Annotated in this window: 1 protein-coding gene and 1 pseudogene; one reads left to right on the top strand and one right to left on the bottom strand. The window is 59.2% G+C overall.

Annotated features, from left to right (window positions below; all coding sequences use genetic code 11):
- Positions 1-69: 69 nt before the first annotated feature.
- On the bottom strand, positions 70-1,059 hold the full coding sequence (locus AC5JJ6_RS11500; RefSeq protein ID WP_496042160.1) for a TRAP transporter substrate-binding protein: 990 nt from the start codon (positions 1,057-1,059) through the stop codon (positions 70-72).
- A 598-nt stretch (positions 1,060-1,657) separates the two neighbouring features.
- On the opposite strand from AC5JJ6_RS11500, the pseudogene AC5JJ6_RS11495 reads away from it, so the two are divergent.
- A pseudogene (locus AC5JJ6_RS11495) lies at positions 1,658-2,054 on the top strand (IS4-like element ISMmg3 family transposase); the annotation flags it as partial.

The following is a 2,054-nucleotide window of genomic DNA, read 5'->3' as shown; positions in this document are numbered from 1 at the left end:
CGGGGCGGCTCGGAACGATGACCCCCGTATGCGGGGCCATCGTTCCAGGGACCACCGTGTTCCGAGCCATTACTTCTGGGCCATGGCGCGGTTGGCCAGATCCTTCAATTTCTCGTCGCTCAGGAACTTGTCGTAAACAGGCTTCATGGTCTCCTGGAAGGCAGCCTTGTCGACATCCGTGACGATGGTGGCGCCGCCGGCGACGACGTCGGCCTTGGCCTTCGCCTGACGCTCGTCCCAAAGCTGGCGCATGTAGGGGACGGACTCCTTGGCCGCCTTGCGGATGGTCGCCTGCTCTTCCTTCGACAGTCCGTCCCAGATCTTCTTGGAGAACACCAGGACTTCCGGCGCCATCGAGTGCTCGGTCACGCTGTAGAACTTCGCCGCCTCGAAGTGGCGGAACGACTGGAACGAGGAGTAGTTGTTTTCCGCCGCATCGACCAGGCCCGTCTTCAGCGCTGTATAGACTTCCGCCGCCGGCATCGGCGTCGCGTTGGCGCCCATGGCGCCCAGGATCGCGACCCACAGGTCGGACTGCTGCACGCGGATCTTCATGCCCTTGACGTCGGCCGGGGAATGCACGGCCTTCTTCGCGTAGATCGAGCGCGAACCGCTGTCGTAGAACGCCAGTCCGATGAAGCCGGCCTTTTCGAACGAGGCCAGGATCTCGTCGCCGACCGGACCGTCCAGGACGGCGCGCATATGCGCTTCGTCGCGGAACAGGAACGGCATCGACGGCACCAGCGTTTCCGGAACGATGTTGTGGAAAGCGGCGGTATTGACGCGGACCATGTCCAGGCCGCCGATCTTGACCTGCTCGACCGTGTCCTTCTCCGACCCCAGCGCGCTGTCGCCGAACACCTTGATGCCGTACTTGCCGTCGGTCGCCTTCTTGACCAGCTCGCCGGCATAGACGACCGCCTTGACGGTCGGGTAATCCTTGGGATGAACGTCGGCGGAGCGGAAGTCGCGCGCGATGGCAGCGCTACCAACTGCGGAACCGAACGTCAGCGCGGTCGCCATCAGCAGGCCGGCCAGGAACTTCTTATTCACCTTCATCGGGTCATTCCTCCAGAGAATACGGACATGTCGTAGGGGTCGGGAAAAATCCCGCGCCGGCAGTCTCGTCAGGGAGGAAAAATGCTGTTTCCGCGTCCAACGGGGCCTTGCCCGTCAAGTTCCGGAAACGCTGTCGTCCTCCCCGTATACGCGGGCTCATTATCGCTGCGGCCCGTTTCGTGGTTTCAATATACTAATATATTTGTTTGCCCTGCAAGCGGAATCTTATGGCAAGCGGGCATGCTGACGCATGCTCGGACGGTGCCACATCACCGTCGAAGAGATTGAGCCAGCCGATCATCCAGCTCCCGTTAAAGAATATCGATGGTTTCCAGTGTGATTCACAATCATTATAAGATGTACTTAGAAGAATTCCTACCTTTTCATGAGAATATGGCCTTAGCTTATAAAGTTAGAGATTTTTCAGTACTTACCATTGCAATTTCCTCCTTATATTGATTCCTCACGTCATAAAATCTATTGTGATGAGACAACCAGATCGCCTTGCCATCAATCAGTTTGGTGTGAAGGGTTGTTGACAGGGCGAATCGGTTTGTGATTCAAGGGTTCCGCCTTTGATGGAGCCAGGACACGCCCGATGACCGGTATCGAACGGCTTGCGGACAGTATCAAAGCCGAGTTTGAGCAACTCCTTCCCGGACAACGCAAGACGCAGCGCGGAAAGCTGTCGCTGCTGGTGGCGACGATGCTGGACGCGCGGAGCGCTAATCTGATGGATTTGGCGGCGGCGCTGCCGCTGGAAGTCGACCGCACGGACATGCGCTATCAGTGGATCGCCCGCTTTCTTGCCAATCCGCTTGTCAATACCGACGAAATCATGGCGCCGTTCGCCCGGCAGGTTCTGGAACGCCAGGCCGGCGGCGGCAAACCGCTGGCGCTGATCCTGGACCAGTCGAAGATCTCGGATCGTCATCAGGTTCTCATGCTGGCGGTCCGGTTCGGCGAACGGGCGCTGCCGCTGGCGTGGCGGGTCG

Source organism: Skermanella sp. (assembly GCF_059503625.1).
This window is presented reverse-complemented; position numbering and strand designations above follow the sequence as displayed.

What these genes read in the sequence shown, in the direction of transcription:
- AC5JJ6_RS11500 (WP_496042160.1), bottom strand. Translation starts at nt 1,059, where the DNA reads ATGAAGGTGAATAAGAAGTTCCTGGCCGGCCTGCTGATGGCGACCGCG.